The organism is Curtobacterium sp. AB451 (assembly GCF_050585845.1).
Lineage (GTDB): Bacteria > Actinomycetota > Actinomycetes > Actinomycetales > Microbacteriaceae > Curtobacterium.
Genome location: NZ_JBOBQG010000004.1, coordinates 110,926 through 127,123 on the forward strand (window position 1 = coordinate 110,926; position 16,198 = coordinate 127,123).

Genomic DNA, 16,198 nt, shown 5'->3' on the forward strand with positions numbered 1-16,198 from the left:
GGCACACAGCAGCTCCACCCCCTCTCCACGAAGAAGTGAAAGGCACCTCCATGAACAAGCGTCTCCGGCGCGGCCTCAGCGCCGTCGCCATCGGCGTCACCGCAGCCGTCGCCCTCGCCGCCTGCGCCTCCGGCGGCTCCTCGTCCGGCGGTTCGTCCGACGACATCTCGAAGGCCCTCAAGGACGGCGGCACGCTGACCTACTGGTCCTGGACCCCGTCCGCCAAGGACCAGGTGGCCGCGTTCGAGAAGGCCTACCCCAAGGTGAAGGTCAAGCTCGTCAACGCCGGCACCGGTGCCGACCAGTACACGAAGCTGCAGAACACGATCAAGGCCGGCTCCGGCGCCCCGGACGTCGCCCAGGTCGAGTACTACGCGCTCCCGCAGTTCGCCCTGTCCGACTCGCTCCTCGACCTGTCGTCGTACGGGTTCGGCGACCTGAAGGACAAGTTCGCGGCCAGCACGTGGAGCTCCGTCGACATGGACGGCAAGATCTACGGTCTGCCCCAGGACTCGGGCCCCATGGCGCTGTTCTACAACAAGGCCGTGTTCGACAAGTACGGCATCTCCGTGCCGAAGACGTGGGACGAGTACGTCGCCGCGGCGAAGAAGCTGCACACCGCCGACCCGGACGCGTACATCGCGGCCGACTCCGGCGACGCGGGCTTCACCACGAGCATGATCGCCCAGGCCGGCGGCACGCCCTTCACCACGAAGGGCGACAAGGTCACGATCAACCTCGAGGACGCCGGCACGAAGAAGTGGACCAAGACCTGGGACCAGCTCGTCGAGCAGGGGCTGCTGTCGAAGACCGTCGGCTGGAGCGACGACTGGTACAAGCAGCTCGGCAACGGCCAGATCGCCACGCTGATCACCGGTGCCTGGATGCCGGGCAACCTCGAGGCGAGCGTCGCGGACGCGAGCGGTGACTGGCGCGTCGCGCCGATGCCGACCTACGACGGCGGCACGGCCCAGACCGCGAACAACGGCGGCAGCGCCGAGGCGGTCATGAAGCAGTCGAAGAACCCGGCGCTCGCGGCGGGCTTCCTGAAGTGGCTGAACTCCTCGAAGGAGTCGACCGGCGTCTTCATGAAGTCCGGCGGCTTCCCGTCCACCACGGCGGACCTCGAGTCCTCGGCGTTCCTCGACGAGAAGCCCGATTACTTCGGCGGCCAGCAGATCAACAAGGTGCTCGTCGACGCGTCGAAGTCGTCGACCAACGACTTCACCTACCTGCCGTACCAGGTGTACGCGAACAGCGTCTACGCCGACACCGTCGGCCAGTCGTACGAGAACGGCACCTCGCTCGAGAGCGGGCTCGCCGCGTGGCAGAAGGCCCTCGCGAAGTACGGCGAGGACCAGGGCTTCACGGTCTCGTCCAAGTAGTCACCACACCAGTTCGACCCGGGGCCGTGCGGATCCTTCCGCACGGCCCCGTCTCCTGAGAGAGTTCCCCCATGCGCTTCGCCATCGGCGACACCGACTTCCTGCTCGACGGCGAGCCGCACCGGATCCTGTCCGGCGCGATCCACTACTTCCGCGTCCACCCCGACCTGTGGGCCGACCGGATCCGCAAGGCGAAGCTGATGGGGCTCAACACCATCGAGACCTACGTCGCCTGGAACGCGCACGCTCCGTCGCCCGGCGTCTTCGACCTCACCGGCGGGCTCGACCTCGGCCGCTTCCTCGACCTCGTCGCCGCCGAGGGCATGCACGCCATCGTCCGCCCCGGGCCCTACATCTGCGCCGAGTGGACGAACGGCGGTCTGCCGTACTGGCTCTTCGCCGACGGCACCGTCGGGGTCCGCCGCGACGAGCCCGGCTTCCTCGCAGCCGTCGAGACCTACCTGCAGCAGCTCGCCCCCGTGCTCGTCCCGCGGCAGATCGACGCCGGCGGGCCCATCGTCCTCGTGCAGGTCGAGAACGAGTACGGCGCGTACGGCTCCGACCCGGTCTACCTGTCGAAGCTCGAGCAGATGCACCGCGCGATCGGCCTCACCGTGCCGTTCACGAGCGTCGACCAGCCGATGGGCACCATGCTCGAGGACGGGTCGCTGCCCTCGCTGCACAAGACCGGTTCGTTCGGCTCGCGGTCCGTCGCCCGGCTGGCACGCCTCCGCGAGGCCCAGCCCACCGGCCCCCTCATGTGCTCGGAGTTCTGGGACGGCTGGTTCGACAGCTGGGGCGAGCACCACCACACGACCTCGGCCGCCGACAGCGCCGCGGACCTCGACGACCTGCTCGCCGCCGGCGGCTCGGTGAACGTCTACATGTTCCACGGCGGCACGAACTTCGGCTTCACGAACGGTGCGAACGACAAGGGCGTGTACCGCCCCATCGCGACGTCGTACGACTACGACGCCCCGCTCGACGAGGCCGGGCGTCCGACGGAGAAGTTCCACGCCTTCCGCTCGGTCATCGAGCGCTACGCGCCCGTGCCGCCGCTGCCCGACTCGATGCGTCCGGGTGGATCCGGACGGCTCGCGTCCGACCCGTCCGGCGGGTCCGTCGCGTCCGGCGGTTCCGTCGCGTCCAGCGGGTCCGACGCGGCGGTCCAGGAGGCGCGGCCCACCCCCGCCGCGGACGTCGCCGTCCGCCTCGACCGCGTCACGTCCCTGCGCGCCCTGCTCCCGGCGCTCACCGACTGGTCCTCGCACGACGTCCCGCCGACGTTCGACGCGCTCGGCGCCGCCTCGGGCTTCGTCGTGCACCGGACCGAGGTCGACCTGCCGGCCGGCGGCGTGCTCACCGTCGGCGAGGAGGTCCGCGACCGCGCCGTGGTCTCCGTCGACGGCACCGTCGTCGGCGTGCTCGAGCGGGAGCACCACGACCGCGCGATCGCGCTGCCGCCGGTCACCGGCACGCTCGAGCTCCTCGTCGAGGACCAGGGCCGCGTCGACTACGGCCCGCGCATCGGCGAGCCGAAGGGCCTGATCGGCGGGGTCGCCGTCGACGGTGTGCCGCTCGCCCGGTGGACCGCGTCGCCGCTCACCCTCGACCCCCTGCCCGAGTCGGCCCGGACGATGCTCAGCGACGCACTCGCGACCGACGGCGACGTGCTGGCCGGACCGACGTTCGCCACGGGGTCCTTCGACCTCGCGGAGCCCGACGACCGGTACCTGTCGCTCGACGGCTTCCGGAAGGGCGTCGCCTGGGTCAACGGGTTCTGCCTCGGCCGGTACTGGTCCCGCGGGCCGCAGCGCACCCTGGCCGTCCCCGGACCGGTGCTCCGCGCCGGGCGGAACGACGTCGTCGTCCTCGAGCTGCACGCCGCCGCGTCCCGCACGGTGTGCCTCCGCGTCGAGCCGGACCTCGGCCACACCGAGGCCTGATCGGGCTACGCTGAGCGGACGGACAGGGACCGAGGGGGTCGCGATGGTGCAGGTACTGCGTTCGGTGGGGCGGGTCGTCGCGACGGCGCTCCACGTGCTGGCGGGGGTGCTGACCTCGTTCGGGTCCGACGGGGTCGTCGGGGCGGGCACACCCCCGACCCCCACCCCGAAGCAGCCCCACGAGTACCGCCCCTGACCTACGGCGCGCGACGGAGTCCGTCGAGCGCGTCGAGTTCGGCCAGGGCCGCTCGTGCGTCGGCGATCCGGTCGGCCTCGGGGCGACTCCACCACTCGGGCCCGCGCTCGCCGAGCCCGTGCTTCGCCAGGCCGTTGCGGTGCCGCGCGGCCGCGAGGGCGTCCTCGTCGCCCGATCGCCTGGCCTCCCCGACCGCGTTGCGACCCCGGCCGAGATGGGACCGGAGCGCTGCGGCGACGTCCTCCGGGAGCGCGGGATCGGTCCGTCGCCACCGCCGGCCGTCGACGACGAAGAAGTGGTCGTCGGGGGTCGCGGTCATGTCCTCGAGTCTCGCAGCGGACGCCGCGTTCGTCCGGGGTGGTGACCGTTCCGGTTCGAGATCCCCGGGGATCGCGAACCGGAACGGTCAGCGCGCGGATCCGGTGGGCGGTGTCAGGGGCGCACGGTAGAACGGCGGGGATGCCCGCACCCCACCCGCGCCCCCTGCTCGACGTCCGCCGGATCTACGCCGAGCCCGCCGCCCTCGAGCTGCAGCGCGGGCAGGAGGTCGTCGGACGCTGGCCCGACGCCGAGATCGTGCCCGTCGCCTCGCACTGGAACATCCCCGAGGTGCACGGCGACGAGCGCAACGTCCAGCGGTGGGTGCGCATCAAGACCGAGGCGCTCGTGCTCGGCGTGAAGAAGTCCCTCGTGACCCGGCCGAACGGGCGTTCCGCCGACTTCATCGCCCCCTCGACGGCGAACGGCTGCGCCATGGCGTGCGCGTACTGCTACGTCCCGCGGCGCAAGGGCTACAGCAACCCCGTCACGGTCTTCGCGAACATCGACCAGATCACGAAGCACGTCGCCCGGAACATCGCGAAGCAGGGGCCGAAGACCGAACCGAACCAGTGCGACCCCGACGCGTGGGTCTACGACATCGGGGAGAACAGCGACTGCTCGGTGGACGCGATGCTGAGCGACAACGTCCGCGACCTCTGCGACCTGTTCCGGATGTCGCCCACGGCGAAGGCGTCCTTCGCCACGAAGTACGTGAACCGCGACCTGCTCGACTGGGACCCGGTGGGACGCACCCGCATCCGGTTCTCGCTGATGCCGCACGAGACCGCCAAGGTCACCGACATCCGGACGAGCCCGGTCGCCGAACGGATCGCCGCGGTGAACGACTTCGTCGACGCCGGGTACGAGGTCCACCTCAACTTCTCACCCGTCGTCCTCACACCGACGTGGGAGGCCGACTGGACCGAGCTGCTCCGACAGGTCGACGACGTCTTGTCACCGGCGGCGAAGGCGCAGCTCGCGGCCGAGGTCATCTTCCTCACCCACAACGAGGCGTTGCACGAGGTGAACCTCGGCTGGCACCCGAAGGCCGAAGAACTCCTCTGGCGTCCGGACCTGCAGGAGCAGAAGGTGTCCCAGAACGGTGCGGTGAACGTCCGGTACCGCTCCGGGATGAAGGGGGCGCTGGTCGAGCGCTTCCGCGAGCTCGTCGCGGAGCACCTGCCGAGCTGCCGGATCCGCTACGCCTTCTGACCGCACGGAACGACGAACGCCCGCGCCGGACGGCGCGGGCGTTGCGTGGTTCGACGGGTTCAGTGACCGTCGAGCTTGTCCTTGGCCTTCTCGGTCTCGAGGCGTGCCTCGCCCATGGCCTGGTCCTTCTGGCCCTGGTGCTTGAGCTCGGCGTCGTCGGTGTGCTTGCCGACGGCCTCCTCGACCTTGCCGACGATCTTCTGGGTGGCGTCCTTGGCCTTGTCTCCGAGCGACATGGTGTCTTCCTTCCTCCGGGAACCGCCGAGGGTCCCCGGCGCCTGTGCCACGAAGACAACCAGGCGCCACCGCGGGGTTCGCGGCCGAGGCGCAGGTTGGTGTACCCCGGTTGCTTCCGTCGGGGTACGGATCAGGAGACGAGGCGGTCGGCCCGGTAGCGGTCGAACAGCTCGGCGAAGGCGCGCTCGGTCCGACGGAACGCGGTGAAGCCGGCGTCGCGGCTCTTGCCCATGTCTGTCACGACCTCCATCGCGCGACCGAGGTCGGCGTCGGTGTGCCACCACGAGGCGAGGCGGGTGATGTCCGGCTCGGCGAGCCCGTGGCGCTCGGCGATCCCGGCCCACGCGGACTCGTACGGGGCCATCTGCGCTTCCAGCGGGCGGGGCTCGCCCTCGAAGCCGACCACGCGGGCGGGGTCGACGCCGAGGTGCGCCGCGAGCCGGGGCCACATCCAGCGCCAGCGGAACACGTCGCCGTTCACGATGTTGAACGCCTGGTCGGCTCCCGCCGGGGTCGTCGACGCCCACACCATGTGCTCCGCGAGGAGGCCGGCGTCCGTCATGTCGGTCAGGCCGTTCCACTGCTCAGCGCTGCCGGGGAAGACGAAGTCGAGGTCGAGCTCCTTCGCCAGGGTCGCCTGCACGGCGATGGTCAGGCCCATGTTCATGGCGTTGCCGACCGCGTGCCCGATGACCGTGTGCGAGCGGTGCACCGACCACGTGAAGCCCTGTCGCTCGGCGGCCGCGAAGAGCTCGTCCTCCTGCGCGTAGTAGAAGTTCGGGGTGTCGAGCCGCGGCTCCTCCTCGTGGAAGGGCGTGTCCGGCATCTCGCCCGCCGCGTACGCCTCGAACGGACCGAGGTAGTGCTTCAACCCGGTGACGAGGGCGACGTGCGCGAGCGGCGCGTGGTCGAGTGCGGCGAGCAGGTCTCGGACCATGCCGCCGTTCACGCGGATGTTCTCGGCCTCGGTCTCCTGGCGCTGCCAGGCGGTGAAGAACACGTGCGTCGGGCGCTCGCCGGCGAGGGCGGTGCGGAGCGAGTCCGGGTCGCGCAGGTCGGCGGCCACGGTCCGGACCCCGTCGCGGGGGAGCGGGCGCCGGGAGAGCGCGGTGACGGCCCAGCCGAGGCCGAGCAGGTGGTCCACCAGTGCGGAGCCGGTGATGCCGCTGGCGCCCACGACGAGGGCCTCGGGACGGACGTCGGTCGGTGCGGTGTCGGTCGGTGCGGTGTCGAGTGTCATCCCCGGGTGCAACGCCCACGCCCGACAGGTGTTCCCTACCGGGGGCGTCGGATCCGGATCGGGCCCTTCGCCGTGGACGGATCGACCACGCTGCCGTGCTGCGTGATCTCGACCTCGCCGCGCGCGACCATGCGGCGGGCGGCACGTCTCGCCGGTTCCATCAGGTCGCGCCAACCGTCCGGGTCGAGTGCCCGAGCGGCGTCCGACGGGCAGATGCTGGATGACCGGGAGCGCGCTGCGAGCAGCTCGTCGATCCGCTGTTCGAGCGCCCGGTCGGTCGCGTCGACGCCGTGCTTCCGGCACGCGGCCGAGCAGTACTTCGCGTCCGGAGCCGCGGACGCGGGCATCCGACGCCCGCACGACGCGCAGGTGCGTTCGGCGTGCTCGGCCGCGTTCGCCGTCGCGTCCGCCTCGGTCCTGATCGCGCGTCCCATGCGCCCATCCTCTCCCCGCTGTCCGGTTGCGCACCCAGCCCAGGCACGGCTGGCAGCATCGGGTCGGTGAACCCCGTTCCCGATGCCGCCCGCCCGCATGAACCCGCCTGGGTCGAACACGTGATGTGGTGGCACGTCTACCCGCTCGGGTTCGTGGGCGCCGAGGTCCGTCCGGACACCGCCGTCGCGGACCGGCCCGTCGAGCACCGCCTCGAGCGCATCGAGGCCTGGCTCGACCACGTCGTGGACCTCGGGCTGAACGGGCTGATGCTCGGTCCGGTCTTCAGGAGCTCGACGCACGGGTACGACACGGTCGACCACTTCCGGATCGACCCGCGGCTCGGCGACGACGAGGACTTCGACCGCCTGGTGGCGGCGGCGCACGAGCGCGGCGTGCGGGTACTCCTCGACGGGGTGTTCAACCACGTGGGGCGGGAACACCCGGCCTTCCGCGCGCTCGAGGAGCAGGGCCCGGACGCACGGACGGCGGATCTGTTCGCGATCGACTGGGCCGGCTGGTCGCCCGGAGACGACGTGCCGGTGGGACTGTTCGAGGGGCACGACATCCTGGTCGCGCTCGACCACGGCAGCCGCGCCACCGACGACCTCGTCGTCGAGGTGATGACGCACTGGCTCGCACGGGGCGTGGACGGCTGGCGACTCGACGCGGCCTACGCGGTGCCGACGGCGTTCTGGGCCCGGGTGCTGCCGCGCGTCCGGGAGCGCTTCCCGGACGCCTGGTTCACGGGCGAGGTCATCCACGGCGACACCGCTGCGTTCGTCCGTGCCTCGACGGTCGACTCCACCACGCAGTACGAGCTCTGGCAGGGCATCTGGCACGGCATCGCCGACCGGAACTGCTTCGAGCTCGCGCACGCCGTCGAACGGCACGACGCACTGCTGGCCGCGCAGGCGCCGAGCACGTTCGTCGGCAACCACGACGTGACGCGCATCGCGAGCGCCGTGGGGGAGCGGTTCGCCGGGCACGCCGCCGCCGTCCTCTTCACGGTCGCCGGGACCCCGAGCGTCTGGGCCGGTGACGAGTACGGCTGGACGGGGGTGAAGGAGGAGCGCGTCGGCGGGGACGACGCCGTCCGCCCGGAGTTCCCGGCCGGTCCGCTCGAGCCCGTGGAACTCACGCACGCGTACGAGGCGCTCATCGCCCTCCGTCGCCGCGAGCCCTGGCTGCACCGGGCGCACACCGACGTCGTCCACCTCACGAACACGGCGGTCGTGCTGCGCACCGCGACCTCGGAGCGGGCGGTGGTGACCGCCCTGAACCTGGCCGACGACCCCGTCGACGTGCCCACAGCGGGTGCGACGCGCGTGGAGGCGGGCGGAGCCGACGTCGGGGACGGGACCCTGCGCCTCCCGGCTGCCGGCTGGGCCGTGCTCTCCGGATCGTGAGCAGAAATGGTCGGGTCCCCGGAGAGGACCCGACCATTTCTGCTCACGAAGCGAACGCGCGCGACGCGAACGCGCGACGCGAACGCCCGCGACGCGAACGCGCGTCCCTACTTGCGGGCGGACGCGGCCCGGCGCTTGTTGAACACGTCGAACGCGACGGCGGCGAGCAGCACCAGGCCCTTGATGAGCGACTGGTACTCGGTACCGACGCCGAGGATCGACATGCCGTTGTTCAGGATGCCGATGATGAGACCACCGACGATGGCCCCCGGCACCGTGCCGATGCCACCGGTGACGGCGGCGCCGCCGATGAACACGGCCGCGATGGCGTCGAGCTCGAACCCGTTGCCGGCACCCGGCGCCGCGAGGTTCAGCTGGCCCGTGAAGACCACGCCCGCGAGGGCCGAGATGACGCCCATGTTCACGAAGAGCAGGAACGTCACGCGCTTCGTCTTCACGCCGGACAGCTGCGCGGCGAGGGCGTTGCCACCGATCGCGTAGATGTGGCGGCCGAACACCGCGCTCCGCATGACGACCGAGTAGATCACCACGAGGGCGCCGAGCACGACGAGGACGATCGGGGTGCCGTTGTAGCTGGCGAGCAGGAGTGCCACGTAGATCACGAGCCCGGCACCGAACGCCGTCTTCACGATGAACCAGACGAACGGCTCGCTCTCGAGCTGGTACTTGCGACGGGTGATGCGGCCGCGGAACGCCGCGATCACCATCACCGCGGCCGCGGCGAACCCGAGGATCATCGTGAGCGGCTCGTACCCGGTCGTGCCGAAGGACGGCAGGAAGCCGGAGCCGAGCGACCGGAAGCCCTCGGGGAAGGGCGAGATCTGCTGGTTCCGCAGGACGATCTGCGCCGCACCGCGGAAGGCGAGCATGCCCGCCAGGGTCACGATGAAGGCCGGGATCCCGAAGTAGGCGATCCAGAACCCCTGCCAGGCCCCGACGAGCGCACCGACGACGAGGCAGAGCACGACGGCGATCGGCCAGGGGAGGCCCCACTGCGTGATCATGACGCCCGACATGGCACCGGTGAAGGCGACGACCGACCCGACGGACAGGTCGATGTGCCCGGCGATGATGACCATCACCATGCCGATCGCGAGGATCAGGATGTAGCTGTTCTGGACGACGATGTTCGAGACGTTGATCGGGGCCAGCGTGATGCCGTTCGTCGTCACCTGGAAGAAGATGACGATGACGATCAGCGCGATGAACAGGCCGATCTGTCGGAGCTGCCCGGTGAGGTAGCCGGCGGCGGACTTAAGCGCGTTCATTGACAGGGGTCTCCCGTTCCTGGGTCATGTACTGCATGAGGACCTCGGGCGTGGCCTCGGAGCGGGGCACGTCGGCGGTGATCGTGCCCTCGGAGAGCGTGTAGATGCGGTCGCAGATGCCGAGGAGTTCGGGGAGCTCCGACGAGATCACGATGATCCCCTTCCCCTGGTCCGCGAGCTGGTTGATGATCGTGTAGATCTCGTACTTCGCGCCGACGTCGATGCCGCGCGTGGGTTCGTCGAGGATCAGCACGTCCGGGTCGGCGTACATCCACTTCGACAGGACGACCTTCTGCTGGTTGCCGCCGGAGAGCTTGCCGGTGACGACGTCGACGTTCGGTGCCTTGATGTTGAGGCTGCGGAGGAACCCTCCGGCGACGGTGGTCTCCTCGGACGCGTTGACGAAGCCCCAGTTCGCGAGCTTCCCGAGCGCCGACCCGGAGATGTTCCGCTTGATGTCGTCGATGAGGTTGAGGCCGTAGCGCTTGCGGTCCTCGGTGACGTAGGCGATGCCGTTGTCGATGGCCTGCGTCACGGTGTGGGTCTTGATCGGCTTGCCGCGCTTGTAGACGGTGCCGCTGATCCCCGACCCGTACGACTGCCCGAAGACGCTCATCGCGAGCTCGGTGCGTCCGGCGCCCATCAGCCCGGCGATGCCGACGACCTCGCCGGCCTTCACGTCGAGGTTCGCCTGGTGGATGATCTCGCGGGAGCCGTCGAGCGGGTGGTGCACGGTCCAGTCCTCGATGCGGAGGAGCTCCTCGCCGATGACCGGGTTCTCCCGCTCGGGGTACCGGTTCGACAGGTCGCGGCCGACCATCCCGCGGATGATGCGGTCCTCGGAGACCTCGTCGGCACGCATGTCGAGCGTCTCGATGGTCTTGCCGTCGCGGATGATCGTGACCTTGTCCGCGATCGCCTTGATCTCGTTGAGCTTGTGGCTGATGATGATCGCCGTCATGCCCTCCGCCTGCAGCGAGCGGATGAGGTCGAGCAGGTGCGCCGAGTCGTCGTCGTTCAGCGCCGCGGTGGGCTCGTCGAGGATGAGGAGCTTCACCTTCTTCGACAGCGCCTTCGCGATCTCGACGAGCTGCTGCTTGCCGACGCCGATGTCGACGATCTTCGTGACCGGGTTGTCCTTGAGGCCGACGCGCTGCAGGAGCTCGGCGGCCGCCAGGTTCGTCTTGTTCCAGTCGATGAAGCCGCCCTTGGACTGCTCGTTGCCGAGGAAGATGTTCTCGGCGATCGACAGGAACGGGCTGAGCGCGAGCTCCTGGTGGATGATCACCACGCCCGCCGCTTCGGAGTCGTTGATGTTCGAGAACGCGACCGGTTCGCCGTCGAGCAGGATCTCGCCGTCGAAGGAGCCGTGCGGGTAGACGCCCGACAGCACCTTCATCAGGGTCGACTTGCCGGCGCCGTTCTCACCGCAGATCGCGTGGACCTGGCCACGCTCGACCTCGATCGAGACTCCCTGCAGCGCCTTGACCCCGGGGAACGTCTTGGTGATGTCCCGCATCTCGAGGATGGTGTCCGCCATGCGGACCGCCTTTCCGTCGTGCGCGCGTGTGCGCGCTGGTGATGACGGACTGGAGGCGCGGTGCGGGCTCGCACCGCGCCTCCAGTCCCGAAGGTGAAGGGGACTACTTCAGGTCGGCCTCGGTGTAGTAGCCGGAGTCGACGAGGACTTCCTTGTAGTTGTCCTTGGTGACGATCGTCGGCTGGAAGAGGTAGGTCGGGACGACCTTGACCTTGTTGTCGTAGCTCTTCGTGTCGTTGACCTCGGGCTTCTTGCCGGTGAGCAGGTCCTCGGCCATGGTGACCGACTGCTTGGCGAGCTTGCGCGTGTCCTTGTAGATGGTCGAGTACTGCTGACCGGCGATGATCGACTTCACGCTGGCCTGCTCGGCGTCCTGGCCCGTGATCGTCGGGAGCGGTCGGTCACCCGAGCCGTACCCGGCGCCCTGCAGGGCCGAGATGATGCCGATCGAGATGCCGTCGTAGGGCGAGAGGACGCCGTTCAGCGTCGTGCCGCCGGAGTACGACTTCGCGATGAGGTTCTGCATGCGGGCCTTGGCGGTCGCCGGGTCCCACTGCTGCGTCGCGGCCTGCGAGAGCTGGTCCTGGCCGGACTGGATCTTCAGCGTGCCGTCCTCGAGGTACGGCTTCAGGGTGTCCATCGCGCCGTTGAAGAAGAACCCGGCGTTGTTGTCGTCGAGCGAGCCGGCGAAGACCTCGATGTTGAAGGGGCCCTTCTCGCTGGTCTTCTTGCCGTCCGCGTCGAGGACGCCGAGGCCAGTGAGGAGGCTGGTGGCCTGGTCGACGCCCACCTTGTAGTTGTCGAACGACACGTAGTAGTCGACGTTCTTGTTGCCCGTGAGGAGGCGGTCGTAGGAGATCACCTTGATGCCGGCCTTCGCGGCGGCGTCGAGCTGGTCGGAGAGCGCTCCGCCGTCGATGGACGCGATGATCAGGACCTTCGCGCCCTTCGTGATCATGTTGCTGACCTGCTGCGCCTGCTGCTGGACCTTGTTGTCGCCGTACTCGAGGTCGACCTTGTAGCCGGCCTTCTCGAGGTCGCTCTTGACGGCGTTGCCGTCCTTGATCCAGCGTTCCGAGACCTTGGTCGGCATCGCGACGCCGACGAGGGCGCCCTTGTTGTCGCCGCCACCGTCACCGCTGCCGGTCGCTCCACGTCCCCCTGCGGAGCATGCGGCCAGGCTGACTGCCAGCCCGACGGCCACGATCCCCGCTGCGATCTTGCGCTTCATCATCGAAGTACCTCTTGTTCCTCTCACGTCGTCCTCGACGCGCTGGGTGTGGGCTGCTGTGGCCCGTGGGTGCTGCTCAAAGTGAGCGCTCACATCATGTGGGTTGTTTCACGGGGTGTCAACTCGTCGTGATCGTTTCGCGACCTTTCGTCGGTTGCGAGTGCCGGGGGTACGGTTGCGACGTGACGAACACGACGGCCCCCGGGGGCAAGCGCCACAAGGCGCCGACGATCTTCGACGTCGCCGAGCGCGCCGGGGTGTCGCACCAGACCGTCTCCCGCGTCATCAACGGCGACCCGACCGTGCGTGACCAGTTCCGGGAGCAGGTCGCGGCCGCCGTGACCGAGCTCGGCTACCGTCCGCGAGCAGCGGCCAGGGCACTCGCCGGCGGGCGGAGCCGGGCGCTCGGGATCGTCAGCACCGGCGACGCGCTGTACGGTCCGTCGAGCACGGCGATCGGCTTCGAACGTGCCGCACGCACCGCCGGGTACCACGTGCTGCTGTCCACACTGCCCGAGGACCCCGTGCCCGCCGACCTCTCCGGGGCGCTCGCCTCGCTCCTCGCGCAGGACGTGGCCGCGGTCGTGCTGGTCGCCGCCGACAACCGCGTGCTCGATGCGCTCGCCTCACTCGTCGTCCCCGTGACGGTCCCCGTCGTGGTGGCGAACGCCGTGCAGCCCGACGCGGTCAGGACCGGAGCGGCGCCGAACGTCGCCGCGGTCGCCATCGACCAGGCCTCCGGGGCGGTACTCGCCCTCGACCACCTCTTCGCACGCGGGCACCGGCGCATCGTGCACCTCGCCGGTCCGTCCGTGTCGCAGGAGGCCGAGGTCCGCCGCGCCACCTACGAACGGGTCATGACCGACCGGGGGCTCGAACCCGTCGTCCTCGCTGGCGACTGGACGCCCGCGAGCGGCTTCCGTGCGGCGCAGTCGATCGACGTGCACACCGTGGACGCCGTCTTCGCCGGGAACGACCAGATGGCGCTCGGCGTGCTGCACGCCTTCGCGGAGGAGGGGCTCCGCGTCCCGGACGACATCGCCGTGGTCGGCTTCGACGACATCCCGGAGGCGGCGCACTTCACCCCGCCGCTCACCACGGTGCGGCAGGACTTCATGGCCATGGGGGAGCGGGTGCTCGACTCCGTCCGGGCGCTCGTCGAGGGGCGGTCCCACGACGACCGGCTCCTCGCGCCCGAGCTCGTGGTGCGCCGGAGCGCGTAGGGCGCGCGGGCGCTGGGCTGGGGGCGCGGGGTTGGGGAGCGCGGGCTGCGGCGGGCGCGGCGCACGGTGCGAGGCCCGTCGGTCGGTGCGAGGTTGCCCGCTCCGTGCGTGCTTGTAGCGCTGCACGGAGCGGGCAACCTCGCACGGACTGAGCAGTGCGGCACCGTGCGAGGCCGGCCCTGCGCAGCACGGAGCGGACAACAGCGCACCGTGCGCTTTCGTCCGCCCGGTGTCAGGCGCCGGACGTCCTCCGCGGGAACGGCACGGTGCGAGGTTCGTCAGCCGGTACCGGGTGCGTCTGCCCGTGCGCGGTGGATCCATCGGGATGGCGTCGGCCGGTGGCCGCACGGTGCGAGATCCGTCGGCCGGTGCGAGGTTGCCCGCTCCGTGCGTGCTCGTAGCGCCGCACGGTGCGAGCAACCTCGCACGGACTGGGTCGCGCGGCACCGTGCGAAGCCGGCCCTGCGCCGCACGGTGCGAGGTCGGCCCCGCGCAGCACGGTACGAGGTCGGCCCCGCGCAACACGGTGCGGGCGACCTCGCACGGACTGGGCAGCGGAGCACCGTGCGAGGTCGGCGCTGCGCAGTGCACAGCGTGCAACAGGGCGCCCGCGGACGTCAGCCCTTCAGCGCGCCGGAGGACAGGCCCGCGACGTAGAAGCGCTGCAACCCGACGTAGAGCGCGATGCACGGGATCATCGCCACGACCGACCCGGCGACGAGGTTCCCGTACGACACCTGCCCGTACGCCCCGGTCTGCAGGTTGAGCAACGCGACGGGCAGCGTGTAGAGCGAGTCCTTCGTGAGGAAGGTCAGCGCCCCGAGGAACTCCGTCCACGACGCCAGGAACGCGTACAGCGCAGCGGTTGCCGCACCGGGCAGGAGCAGCGGGCGGAGCACGGACACGACGACCCGGAAGCGTGAGGCGCCGTCGACGAACGCCGAGTCCTCGAGCTCGGTGGGGATCGACTCGAACGCGTTCCGCATCACGAACACCCCGAACGGCAGGTTCACCGTCGTGTAGAACAGCACGAGCCCGACGAGCGAGTTCGTCAGCTTCATCGCGTTCATCTCGAGGTACAGCGGCGTGAGGATGGCCTGGAACGGCACCATCATCGTCAGCAGCACGAGCCCGAAGACGATGCCGGACCCGCGGAACCGGAACCGCGCGAACCCGTACCCGGCCATCGTCGCGATCACGGCGGTGAGGACAGCCGTGGCGATCGAGACGACGAGCGAGTTCACGACGCCGGTGAGCAGGTGCGACGAGGGGCTGAAGACCGCGGCGAAGTTCTGCCACCCGAGCTGGAAGAACGTCGCGGGGTCCGCAGCCTGCGTGATGACGGCCTCGGACTGGAACGCGCGCAGGATCGACCAGATGAGCGGGACCCCGAAGACGAGGGTGCCGCCGACCCCGGCGATGACGTACAGCGTGCGCTTCACCGCGGTGTCGCGGGGGTGGCGCACGCTGCCATGGTGGCGACGACGCCGGCTGTCCCCGGAGGTGGTCAACGTCCGGGTGGACAGGTCCGGGGCCGCGAGGCCGGCACGGGAAGCGGTGGTGCTCATGGCTCAGTCCTTTTCTCGCAGTGCCCAGAACTGGAACACGGTGACGGCGGCGATGACGACGACGAGGGCGATCGACTCGGCGGTCGCCGCGCCGAGCTGCAGGTTCACGAAGCCGCGGTTGTAGATCGCGTTGACGATCGTCGTGGTCTCCGTCCCCGGCCCGCCCTGGGTCAGGATGTAGAACTGGTTGAACGCGAGGAGCGACCCGATCACCGAGATGATCGCGCTGAGGGCGAGGGTCGACCGGATCATCGGCATGGTGATGAGGCGCTCGGTCTGCCACCACGAAGCGCCCTCGAGCTGCGCGGACTCGTAGACCTCGTCGGGGATGCCCTGCATGGCGGACATCACGAGCACCATCGTCAGACCGGACACCGCCCAGACGACGAGCACGCAGATGAGCAGCGTCGCCAGGGGCCCGTTCACGAGCCACGCGGTGCTGCCGTCGGTGATGCCGAGCCAGCGCAGGACCATGTTCACGGCGCCGGAGTTCGGCTGCGCCTCGAGCACGAGCATGAACGACAGCGTGGTCAGTCCGACGACGTACGGCAGGAAGAACACCGTGCGCAGGAAGGTGCTCCCGCGTCGGCGGGCCCGGATCAGCACGGCCAGGAAGTACCCGAGCGCCAGGATCGGCACGGTGACGATCGCCGTGTAGAGCAGCGTGTACCCGATGGCGTGCACGAACGTCGGGTCCTGGAACAGCGTCAGGTAGTTCTGCAGCCCGATGAACCGGTACGGCCCGATCAGGGGCCAGTTCGTGAACGAGATGTAGAGCGCGAAGACGAGCGGCGCGAGGACGAACACCGCGACGAACAGGATCGCCGGGGTGACGAGCACGGCGCCGGTGCGCGGCGGGTGCGTGAGCGAGTTCCGGGACGGACCCGGGCGGCTGGTGCCACGGCCGACGGTCGGGCGGCCAGCGCCGGTCCGTCGGTTGGAGATGGTGGTCATGTCTGCACCTCTCTG

At 70.0% G+C, this 16,198-nt stretch carries 15 protein-coding genes; 6 read left to right on the plus strand and 9 right to left on the minus strand.

Annotated elements, in window-relative coordinates:
- Positions 1 to 50 precede the first annotated feature (50 nt).
- From ACQXVK_RS10445 to ACQXVK_RS10455, 3 genes are all read left to right on the plus strand, one after another.
- On the plus strand, positions 51 to 1,385 hold the full coding sequence (locus ACQXVK_RS10445) for an ABC transporter substrate-binding protein (RefSeq protein ID WP_430853522.1): 1,335 nt from the start codon (positions 51 to 53) through the stop codon (positions 1,383 to 1,385).
- Positions 1,386 to 1,456: 71 nt separating this feature from the next.
- Positions 1,457 to 3,331: a glycoside hydrolase family 35 protein gene (locus tag ACQXVK_RS10450; protein ID WP_430853523.1), complete on the plus strand. Its 1,875-nt coding sequence runs from the start codon at positions 1,457 to 1,459 to the stop codon at positions 3,329 to 3,331.
- 43 nt (positions 3,332 to 3,374) lie between these two features.
- A complete protein-coding gene (locus ACQXVK_RS10455; RefSeq protein WP_430853524.1) occupies positions 3,375 to 3,527 on the plus strand; it encodes a hypothetical protein in 153 nt (50 codons plus the stop codon).
- 1 nt (position 3,528) lies between these two features.
- On the opposite strand, the gene ACQXVK_RS10460 is transcribed toward ACQXVK_RS10455, so the two are convergent.
- Positions 3,529 to 3,846 (minus strand): biopolymer transporter Tol, encoded by a 318-nt coding sequence (locus ACQXVK_RS10460; protein ID WP_430853525.1) that lies wholly within the window; start codon positions 3,844 to 3,846, stop codon positions 3,529 to 3,531.
- A 140-nt stretch (positions 3,847 to 3,986) separates the two neighbouring features.
- On the opposite strand from ACQXVK_RS10460, the gene ACQXVK_RS10465 reads away from it, so the two are divergent.
- Complete coding sequence (locus ACQXVK_RS10465; protein WP_430853526.1) at positions 3,987 to 5,060, plus strand: spore photoproduct lyase family protein; 1,074 nt, start codon at positions 3,987 to 3,989, stop codon at positions 5,058 to 5,060.
- 59 nt (positions 5,061 to 5,119) lie between these two features.
- Here the strand turns inward: ACQXVK_RS10465 and ACQXVK_RS10470 are convergent, their stop codons facing one another.
- From ACQXVK_RS10470 to ACQXVK_RS10480, 3 genes are all read right to left on the minus strand, one after another.
- Positions 5,120 to 5,296 carry a CsbD family protein gene (locus ACQXVK_RS10470; protein ID WP_022907426.1) on the minus strand — a complete coding sequence of 59 codons (177 nt, stop codon included), beginning with the start codon at positions 5,294 to 5,296 and terminating at the stop codon, positions 5,120 to 5,122.
- A 131-nt stretch (positions 5,297 to 5,427) separates the two neighbouring features.
- Complete coding sequence (locus ACQXVK_RS10475) at positions 5,428 to 6,537, minus strand: SDR family oxidoreductase (RefSeq protein ID WP_430853527.1); 1,110 nt, start codon at positions 6,535 to 6,537, stop codon at positions 5,428 to 5,430.
- A 35-nt stretch (positions 6,538 to 6,572) separates the two neighbouring features.
- A complete protein-coding gene (locus tag ACQXVK_RS10480) occupies positions 6,573 to 6,971 on the minus strand; it encodes a DUF3253 domain-containing protein (RefSeq protein ID WP_022907424.1) in 399 nt (132 codons plus the stop codon).
- A 123-nt stretch (positions 6,972 to 7,094) separates the two neighbouring features.
- On the opposite strand from ACQXVK_RS10480, the gene ACQXVK_RS10485 reads away from it, so the two are divergent.
- The gene (locus tag ACQXVK_RS10485; protein ID WP_430853771.1) at positions 7,095 to 8,378 is read left to right on the plus strand and encodes an alpha-amylase family glycosyl hydrolase; all 1,284 of its coding nucleotides are present in this window, start codon (positions 7,095 to 7,097) and stop codon (positions 8,376 to 8,378) included.
- 107 nt (positions 8,379 to 8,485) lie between these two features.
- Here ACQXVK_RS10485 and mmsB read toward each other — a convergent pair whose 3' ends face one another.
- The 3 genes from mmsB to chvE all read right to left on the minus strand — a co-directional run bounded on the left by mmsB (position 8,486) and on the right by chvE (position 12,441).
- Positions 8,486 to 9,667 carry a multiple monosaccharide ABC transporter permease gene (gene mmsB / locus ACQXVK_RS10490; protein WP_022907422.1) on the minus strand — a complete coding sequence of 394 codons (1,182 nt, stop codon included), beginning with the start codon at positions 9,665 to 9,667 and terminating at the stop codon, positions 8,486 to 8,488.
- Entirely contained in the window at positions 9,654 to 11,207 is a 1,554-nt protein-coding gene (gene mmsA / locus ACQXVK_RS10495) for a multiple monosaccharide ABC transporter ATP-binding protein (protein ID WP_022907421.1), read from the minus strand. Before mmsA ends, mmsB begins: the two co-directional genes overlap by 14 nt.
- Before the next feature lie 103 nt (positions 11,208 to 11,310).
- A complete protein-coding gene (chvE, locus tag ACQXVK_RS10500; protein ID WP_022907420.1) occupies positions 11,311 to 12,441 on the minus strand; it encodes a multiple monosaccharide ABC transporter substrate-binding protein in 1,131 nt (376 codons plus the stop codon).
- Positions 12,442 to 12,620: 179 nt separating this feature from the next.
- Between chvE and ACQXVK_RS10505 the strand changes: the two genes are divergently transcribed.
- On the plus strand, positions 12,621 to 13,661 hold the full coding sequence (locus ACQXVK_RS10505) for a LacI family DNA-binding transcriptional regulator (protein ID WP_022907419.1): 1,041 nt from the start codon (positions 12,621 to 12,623) through the stop codon (positions 13,659 to 13,661).
- Between the two features lie 617 nt (positions 13,662 to 14,278).
- On the opposite strand, the gene ACQXVK_RS10510 is transcribed toward ACQXVK_RS10505, so the two are convergent.
- On the minus strand, positions 14,279 to 15,229 hold the full coding sequence (locus ACQXVK_RS10510; protein ID WP_430853528.1) for a carbohydrate ABC transporter permease: 951 nt from the start codon (positions 15,227 to 15,229) through the stop codon (positions 14,279 to 14,281).
- A gap of 3 nt (positions 15,230 to 15,232) precedes the next feature.
- Positions 15,233 to 16,183: a carbohydrate ABC transporter permease gene (locus ACQXVK_RS10515; RefSeq protein ID WP_402267336.1), complete on the minus strand. Its 951-nt coding sequence runs from the start codon at positions 16,181 to 16,183 to the stop codon at positions 15,233 to 15,235.
- Positions 16,184 to 16,198: the final 15 nt, after the last annotated feature.

Bases quoted from the DNA above. Each gene is read 5' to 3' on its own strand.
- ACQXVK_RS10445 (WP_430853522.1), top strand. From the start codon at position 51: ATGAACAAGCGTCTCCGGCGCGGCCTCAGCGCCGTCGCCATCGGCGTC.
- ACQXVK_RS10450 (WP_430853523.1), top strand. From the start codon at position 1,457: ATGCGCTTCGCCATCGGCGACACCGACTTCCTGCTCGACGGCGAGCCG.
- ACQXVK_RS10455 (WP_430853524.1), top strand. From the start codon at position 3,375: ATGGTGCAGGTACTGCGTTCGGTGGGGCGGGTCGTCGCGACGGCGCTC.
- ACQXVK_RS10460 (WP_430853525.1), bottom strand. From the start codon at position 3,846: ATGACCGCGACCCCCGACGACCACTTCTTCGTCGTCGACGGCCGGCGG.
- ACQXVK_RS10465 (WP_430853526.1), top strand. From the start codon at position 3,987: ATGCCCGCACCCCACCCGCGCCCCCTGCTCGACGTCCGCCGGATCTAC.
- ACQXVK_RS10470 (WP_022907426.1), bottom strand. From the start codon at position 5,296: ATGTCGCTCGGAGACAAGGCCAAGGACGCCACCCAGAAGATCGTCGGC.
- ACQXVK_RS10475 (WP_430853527.1), bottom strand. From the start codon at position 6,537: ATGACACTCGACACCGCACCGACCGACACCGCACCGACCGACGTCCGT.
- ACQXVK_RS10480 (WP_022907424.1), bottom strand. From the start codon at position 6,971: ATGGGACGCGCGATCAGGACCGAGGCGGACGCGACGGCGAACGCGGCC.
- ACQXVK_RS10485 (WP_430853771.1), top strand. From the start codon at position 7,095: ATGTGGTGGCACGTCTACCCGCTCGGGTTCGTGGGCGCCGAGGTCCGT.
- mmsB (WP_022907422.1), bottom strand. From the start codon at position 9,667: ATGAACGCGCTTAAGTCCGCCGCCGGCTACCTCACCGGGCAGCTCCGA.
- mmsA (WP_022907421.1), bottom strand. From the start codon at position 11,207: ATGGCGGACACCATCCTCGAGATGCGGGACATCACCAAGACGTTCCCC.
- chvE (WP_022907420.1), bottom strand. From the start codon at position 12,441: ATGATGAAGCGCAAGATCGCAGCGGGGATCGTGGCCGTCGGGCTGGCA.
- ACQXVK_RS10510 (WP_430853528.1), bottom strand. From the start codon at position 15,229: ATGAGCACCACCGCTTCCCGTGCCGGCCTCGCGGCCCCGGACCTGTCC.
- ACQXVK_RS10515 (WP_402267336.1), bottom strand. From the start codon at position 16,183: ATGACCACCATCTCCAACCGACGGACCGGCGCTGGCCGCCCGACCGTC.